Source organism: Micrococcus sp. HSID17227, assembly GCF_003989405.1.
In the GTDB taxonomy this organism is placed as follows: domain Bacteria; phylum Actinomycetota; class Actinomycetes; order Actinomycetales; family Micrococcaceae; genus Micrococcus; species Micrococcus luteus.
Map to the genome: position 1 here is coordinate 1 of NZ_RBLN01000118.1, position 6,712 is coordinate 6,712.

Below are 6,712 nucleotides of genomic sequence, written 5' to 3' on the forward strand. Positions count from 1 at the left end.
GCGTCGAGCTCGGCGCGCAGGGTGTCCCGGTGCGCGGGGTCGGGGTCCTCCGCCGCCCACCGCTCAGCCCGGGCGAGGACGTCCTCCGGGAGCGCGGCGACGTCGTCGTGCGGGGGATGCGCGGGCATCAGAGCCGCCCCACGATGTCCGCGAGCAGGCGCGCGATGCGCGGGCCGGCGGCCTGACCGGCCTCCACGACCTCGGCGTGGGACAGCGGCGTCTCCGAGATGCCGGCGCCGAGGTTGGTCACCAGCGAGATGCCGAACACCTCCAGCCCGGCGTGACGGGCCGCGATCGCGTCCAGTGCCGTGGACATGCCGACGAGGTCGCCGCCGAGGGTGCGCGCCATCCGCACCTCGGCGGGGGTCTCGTACTGCGGGCCGGCGAACTGGACGTACACGCCCTCGCGCAGGGACGGGTCCACCTCACGGGCGATCGCGCGCAGCCGCGGCGAGTAGAGGTCGGTGAGGTCCACGAACGTGGCGCCGGCGAGCGGGGTGGCGCCGGTGAGGTTGATGTGGTCCGCGATCAGGACGGGGGTGCCCGGGGCGATCTCCGGGTCCAGCCCGCCACAGCCGTTGGTCAGCACCACGGTGCGCGCCCCGGCGGCGGCGGCGGTGCGGACGGTGTGCGCCACGGCCTGGGCGTCGCGGGACTCGTAGAAGTGCGTGCGCGAGCCGAAGACGAGGGCGTGCGTGCCGTCCGGCAGCCGGACCGAGCGGATCACCGCGTTGTGGCCGGGCACCTTCGGGGCGTGGAAGCCGGGCACCTCGGCCAGCGGCACGGCGGCGACCTCGTCGCCGATCAGGCCGGCGGCCTCGCCCCAGCCGGAGCCGAGGACGACGGCGACGCGGTGCTCCGCCACGCCCGTCGCCCGGGCGATGGTGTCGGCGGCCGCGCGGGCCTCGGCGAAGCCCGGATGGTCGCCGGTCAAGGGGGAGTCGGGGGAGGGGATGCTGGTCTGGTCGGTCACGTCGTGGAGTCTAGGCGGTGTCCCGTGAGCGCGGGCTAGGACTTTCCCGTCCGCGGCGGACACAATGGAGCCCGTGACCGAGGAAAACAGCACCTTCATCCCGTCCCTGACCATCATCGGCGGCGGCCCCGGCGGCTACGAGGCCGCCATGGTGGCCGCGAAGCTGGGCGCCCGCGTGACCCTGGTCGAGCGCCAGGGGTTGGGCGGCGCGGCCGTCCTCACGGACGTGGTCCCCTCCAAGACGCTGATCGCCGCCGCCGACTCGATGCGCCGCGTGGGCGCCTCCGTTGACCTGGGCGTCGACCTCGGCGGGGGCGACGTCCACGCGGACATGGGCCGGGTCGGCCACCGCATCCTGAACCTGGCCCACGAGCAGTCCTCGGACATCCGCGCGGGCCTCGAGCGGGTCGGCGTCCGGGTGATCGACGGCGTGGGCCGCGTCGTCGGCCCCCACGAGGTGTCCGTCCGCGCCCTCGACGACGCCGACGCCGGCGCCGAGCCCGAGATCATCACCTCGGACGCGATCCTCGTGGCCGTCGGCGCGAGCCCCCGCGAGCTGCCCACCGCCGTCCCGGACGGCGAGCGGATCTTCAACTGGAAGCAGGTCTACAACCTCAAGGAGCTTCCCGAGCACCTGATCGTCGTGGGCTCCGGCGTCACCGGCGCCGAGTTCGCCTCGGCCTACAACCGCCTCGGCGCCAAGGTCACCCTCGTCTCCTCGCGCGACCGCGTGCTCCCCGGCGAGGACGCCGACGCCGCCGAACTGCTCGAGAAGGTCTTCGAGGGCAACGGCCTCAGGGTGGTCTCCCGCTCCCGGGCCGAGTCCGTCGAGCGGACCGAGACCGGCGTGCGCGTGCACCTCTCCGGCGAGGGCGCCGAGGACACCCCGTCGATCGAGGGCTCCCACGCGCTGGTGGCCGTCGGCGGCGTGCCGAACACGGCGGGCCTCGGCCTCGACGACGTGGGCGTGAAGCTGACCGGCTCCGGCCACGTGCTCGTGGACGGCGTCTCCCGCACGTCCGTGCCGAGCATCTACGCGGCGGGCGACTGCACGGGCAAGCTCGCCCTCGCCTCGGTGGCGGCCATGCAGGGGCGCATCGCCGTGGCCCACCTGCTCGGCGACGCCCTCAAGCCGCTGCGCCCGCACCTGCTGGCCTCGAACATCTTCACCTCGCCGGAGATCGCCACCGTGGGTGTCTCGCAGGCGCAGGTGGACTCCGGCCAGTACCAGGCGGACGTGCTGCGACTGGACTTCCACACCAACCCCCGCGCCAAGATGTCCGGCGCGGAGGAGGGGTTCGTGAAGATCTTCGCGCGTCAGGGTTCCGGCACCGTGATCGGCGGGGTGGTGGTCTCGCCGCGCGCCTCCGAGCTGATCTACGCGCTCGCGCTCGCGGTCACGCACAAGCTGCACGTGGACGACCTCGCGGACACCTTCACCGTGTACCCGTCCATGTCCGGGTCGATCGCGGAGGCGGCACGCCGCCTGCACGTGCGCATCTGACCCAGAGACGACTTTCGGTCGTGAGATAGGGCCTATCTCACGACCGAAAGCGTCCATTCCCCCGATCTCACGTTCGAAAGTGCGGGCGGGGAACCGGGCGGGGTCAGCGCGCGGCGCGGCGCTCGCGGGCCGAGGTGACGGTGTCGAGGTCCGTGTGGCGGGTCTCGGGGGAGAGCACCAGCGCGATGACGGTGATCGCCGAGGCGGCGGCCAGGTAGTAGCCGACGTAGGAGACGTCGAACTTCTGCACCAGCCAGGCGGCGATGAACGGGGTCAGCGCCGCGCCGAGGATCGAGGACACGTTGTACGCGATGCCGGAGCCGGTGTACCGCGTGTTCGTGGGGAACAGCTCAGGCAGCATCGCAGACATGGGCCCGAAGGTCAGACCCATGAGCGTCATGCCCGTGGCCAGGAACGTCAGCATCAGCGGCACGTTCAGCTCCGCACCCACGCCCATGTTCTCCGGCGAGAGCCACAGGCCGAACGAGAGGCCGAACAGCACCATGAGCACCGAGATCACGATCAGGGTGGGGCGGCGGCCGAAGCGGTCCGCCAGCAGGCCGGAGACCGGCACGAACGCCGCGAAGAACAGGATGCCGACCAGCTGCAGCACGAGGAACTCGGCGTAGGGGACACCCAGGAAGCCGTTGGCCGGCTTGCCGATCGCGTAGGAGAGGATCCACGTGGTCATCAGGTAGAAGAGCACGTAGGTGGCGTACATGACGAAGGTGCCCAGGATCAGCTCCCACCAGTTGCGGCGGAACACCTCGCCCAGCGGCGCCTTCACGCGCTGGTCGCGGTCGAGGGCGCGCTGGAAGACCGGGGTCTCCTCGAGCTTGACGCGGACGTAGAGGCCCACGGCCACCATCACGATCGAGAGCAGGAACGGCACGCGCCACACCCACGTGAGGAACGGGCCGTCGAGCACCGGGCTCGTCGAGTCGTGGCTGAAGCCGAGCACGAGTGCGAGGAACAGGCCGTTGGCCAGCAGGAAGCCGATCGGCGCGCCGAGCTGCGGCCACATGGCTGCCTGCGCGCGCTTGCCGTCCTTGGCGTACTCGGTGGCCAGCAGAGCGGCACCGGACCACTCGCCGCCGAGCCCCAGACCCTGGAAGAAGCGCAGCAGCGTCAGCATGGCCGGCGCCCACAGGCCGATCTGGAAGTACGTGGGCAGCAGGCCGATGAGGAACGTCGCGATGCCCATGGTGAGCAGCGAGCCGATGAGCGTGGTCTTGCGGCCCACGCGATCGCCCAGGTGGCCGAAGACGACGGCGCCCAGCGGCCGGGCGACGAACGCCGCGCCGAAGGTGGCCATGGAGGCCAGCAGGGCCGTGTTGTCGTCGCCGCCCGCGAAGAAGATCAGCGGGAACACCGAGACGGCGGCCGTGGCGTAGATGTAGAAGTCGTAGAACTCGATCGAGGTGCCCACGAGCGAGGCGATGATGACCCGCGAGCGGGGCACCTCCTCCGCAGCGGCGACCGCGTCCGACGTGAGATCGGTGGTGGCGGTGGGGGCGCCCGGGTTCGCGGGCGGGGTGGAGTGGGACATGGTGTCTCCCTGGTATGACGGGCACAGGGGGTCGCGAACGACCACGATGTGAGACGAAGATGCGTGTCAGGTTAAGCCTCGTCGCGCCGATCTGCGAGAACCATGTCCCCGTCGTCCACCATGTGGAACCAGCCCACGACGCCGGCGCTCCCCGCCGTCGTCGCCGGCGGCTCACTCCGCGTCGGCGATGGTGGCGATCACCGTGCCGGCCGTGACCGTCTGGCCCGGCTCGACCTCGAGACCGCTGACCACGCCCGCGCGGTGGGCCGCGAGCGGCTGCTCCATCTTCATGGCCTCCACGACCACGATCAGGTCGCCCTCGGCCACGGTCTGGCCGTTCTCGGCGGCGACCTTCACCACGGTGCCCTGCATCGGGGCGGTCAGCGCGTCCGTGCTGACGGCCGCGGCCACCGGTGCGCCGCGCTTGCCGCGGGGCCGACGTCGTCCCGCACCGGCCCGCTGGGCGGCGCCGGAGATCGTGTGCAGGGCCTCGCCCCACGTGGGCAGGGTGACGTCCACGCGCTTGCCGTTGACCTCCACGGTCACGGTGTGGCGCGCCTCGCGGGGGGCCGGCTCCGCCGGGGTGAGGGCGCTCGGCTCGATGCGGTTCGCGAACTCCGTCTCGATCCACCGGGTGTGCACCGAGAACGGCTCCTCCGAGCCGGCGATCTCGGGGGCGAAGGCGGGGTCGCGCACCACGGCGCGATGGAAGGGCAGCACCGAGGGCATGCCGACGATCTCGGCCTCGCGCAAGGCGCGGGCGGCGCGCTGCAGGGCCTGACGGCGGTCCGCGCCGGTGACGATCAGCTTGGCGACCATGGAGTCGAAGGCCCCGGAGACGGCCTCGCCCTCCACCACGCCGGAGTCCACGCGCACGCCCGGGCCGCTGGGCATGCGGAACGTGGTGAGCCGGCCGGGGGCGGGCAGGAAGTTGCGGCCCGGGTCCTCGCCGTTGAGACGGAACTCGATCGAGTGGCCGCGGGGCTGCGGGTCCGTGTAGCCGAGGGCCTCGCCACGGGCCAGGCGGAACTGCTCGCGCACGAGGTCGATGCCGGTGATCTCCTCGGAGACCGGGTGCTCCACCTGCAGGCGCGTGTTCACCTCGAGGAAGGAGATGGTGCCGTCCTGGCCCACGAGGAACTCGCACGTGCCCGCGCCGACGTAGCCGGCCTCCTGCAGGATCGCCTTGGAGGACTCCACGAGGCGGGCGTTCTGCTCATCCGTGAGGAACGGCGCCGGGGCCTCCTCCACGAGCTTCTGGTTGCGGCGCTGCAGCGAGCAGTCGCGGGTGGAGATCACGACGACGTCGCCGTGCACGTCCGCCAGGCACTGCGTCTCCACGTGGCGCGGCTTGTCCAGGAACCGCTCCACGAAGCACTCGCCCCGGCCGAACGCGGCCACGGCCTCACGGACCGCGGACTCGTAGAACTCCGGGATCTCCTCGCGCGTGCGGGCCACCTTGATGCCGCGGCCGCCGCCGCCGTAGGCCGCCTTGATGGCCACCGGCAGGCCGAACTCGTCCGCGAACGCGACGACCTCCTCCGTGCCGGTCACGGGGGAGGTGGTGCCCGGTGCCAGCGGGGCGCCGACCTTGGTGGCCAGCTGGCGGGCCGAGACCTTGTCGCCCAACCGGTCGATCGCCTCGGCGGGCGGTCCGATCCACACGAGCCCGGCGTCGGTCACGGCGCGCGCGAAGTCCGCGTTCTCGGAGAGGAAGCCGTAGCCGGGGTGCACGGCGTCCGCGCCCGCGCGCTCGGCGGCGTCGAGGATCTTGCCGATCACCAGATAGGAGTCGGCGGCGGTCTCCCCGCCGAGGGCCACGGCCTCGTCCGCGAGCGTCACGTGCAGGGTGTCCCGGTCCGGCTCGGCGTAGACGGCCACGGAGGTCAGCCCCTCGTCCTGGCAGGCCCGGATGATGCGCACGGCGATCTCGCCGCGGTTGGCGATCAGCACCCGGGAGAACCGGCGCTCCGCCGCGGGGTCGACGGGCGGGACGACCGAGGCCTGCGGTGCGTCGGCGATGCTCATGGGCGATGGACTCCTCGGACGATCACGGCTGGGGGTGCGGGCGCCACGTCCGGGGTCGTGCCCCTCACCCGGTGGGGCGAAAGGCGCGGGACGGCGCCGACTCTGACCAGCACCCTACTCGGTGTGGCGGAACCCTCCGAGGCACGCGGCCCTGTCGCGCCGGATCAGCGCTGCGCGTTGGAGGGTTCCCACAACCGGGTGAAGTCCTGGCCCAGGGCCGCCGTGGCCCGCCGCAGCCACGCCACGGACAGCCCGATCACCGCGTTGGGGTCCCCGTCCACGCCGTCCACGAGGGCCGCGCCCGCACCGTCCACCGTGAACGCGCCCGCGCAGTGCAGCGGCTCGCCCGTGGCCACGTAGGCCTGGATCTCGGCCTCGGTGACGGCGCCGAAGCGCACGACGGCGGACACCACGCCCGCCTCCGCGGCCATCCCGGACCCGACCCCGGGCTCCGGCAGCACCAGGCCCAGCCAGTGGCCCGAATGCAGCACGCCCTGCCGGCCGGCCTGGGCGCGCCAGCGCTCGACGGCGACCTCGGGCTCGTAGGGCTTGCCGTGGGCGCGGCCCTCGAACTCGAACACGGAGTCGCAGCCGAGCACGAACGTGGGGGCCTCGACGCCGGCGCCCGCCACACGGGCGGCCACATCGCGGCCCTTGG

Annotated in this window: 5 protein-coding genes; 1 reads left to right on the forward strand and 4 read right to left on the reverse strand. The window is 72.8% G+C overall.

Annotation, left to right across the window (positions count from 1 at the left end; all coding sequences use genetic code 11):
* Positions 1–127: 127 nt before the first annotated feature.
* Complete coding sequence (locus tag D8M29_RS07275; protein WP_002854392.1) at positions 128–973, reverse strand: purine-nucleoside phosphorylase; 846 nt, start codon at positions 971–973, stop codon at positions 128–130.
* 73 nt (positions 974–1,046) lie between these two features.
* On the opposite strand from D8M29_RS07275, the gene D8M29_RS07280 reads away from it, so the two are divergent.
* Entirely contained in the window at positions 1,047–2,477 is a 1,431-nt protein-coding gene (locus tag D8M29_RS07280; RefSeq protein ID WP_127435306.1) for an NAD(P)H-quinone dehydrogenase, read from the forward strand.
* A 103-nt stretch (positions 2,478–2,580) separates the two neighbouring features.
* On the opposite strand, the gene D8M29_RS07285 is transcribed toward D8M29_RS07280, so the two are convergent.
* From D8M29_RS07285 to D8M29_RS07295, 3 genes are all read right to left on the reverse strand, one after another.
* Positions 2,581–4,026 (reverse strand): MFS transporter, encoded by a 1,446-nt coding sequence (locus D8M29_RS07285; protein WP_127435305.1) that lies wholly within the window; start codon positions 4,024–4,026, stop codon positions 2,581–2,583.
* A gap of 171 nt (positions 4,027–4,197) precedes the next feature.
* The gene (locus D8M29_RS07290) at positions 4,198–6,054 is read right to left on the reverse strand and encodes a biotin carboxylase N-terminal domain-containing protein (protein WP_127435304.1); all 1,857 of its coding nucleotides are present in this window, start codon (positions 6,052–6,054) and stop codon (positions 4,198–4,200) included.
* A 164-nt stretch (positions 6,055–6,218) separates the two neighbouring features.
* A partial coding sequence (locus D8M29_RS07295) for a nucleoside triphosphate pyrophosphatase (protein WP_127445875.1) occupies positions 6,219–6,712 on the reverse strand: 494 nt, incomplete at its 5' end.

Coding starts and splice junctions, on each gene's coding strand:
- D8M29_RS07290 (WP_127435304.1), bottom strand. CDS start 6,054: ATGAGCATCGCCGACGCACCGCAGGCCTCGGTCGTCCCGCCCGTCGAC.
- D8M29_RS07285 (WP_127435305.1), bottom strand. CDS start 4,026: ATGTCCCACTCCACCCCGCCCGCGAACCCGGGCGCCCCCACCGCCACC.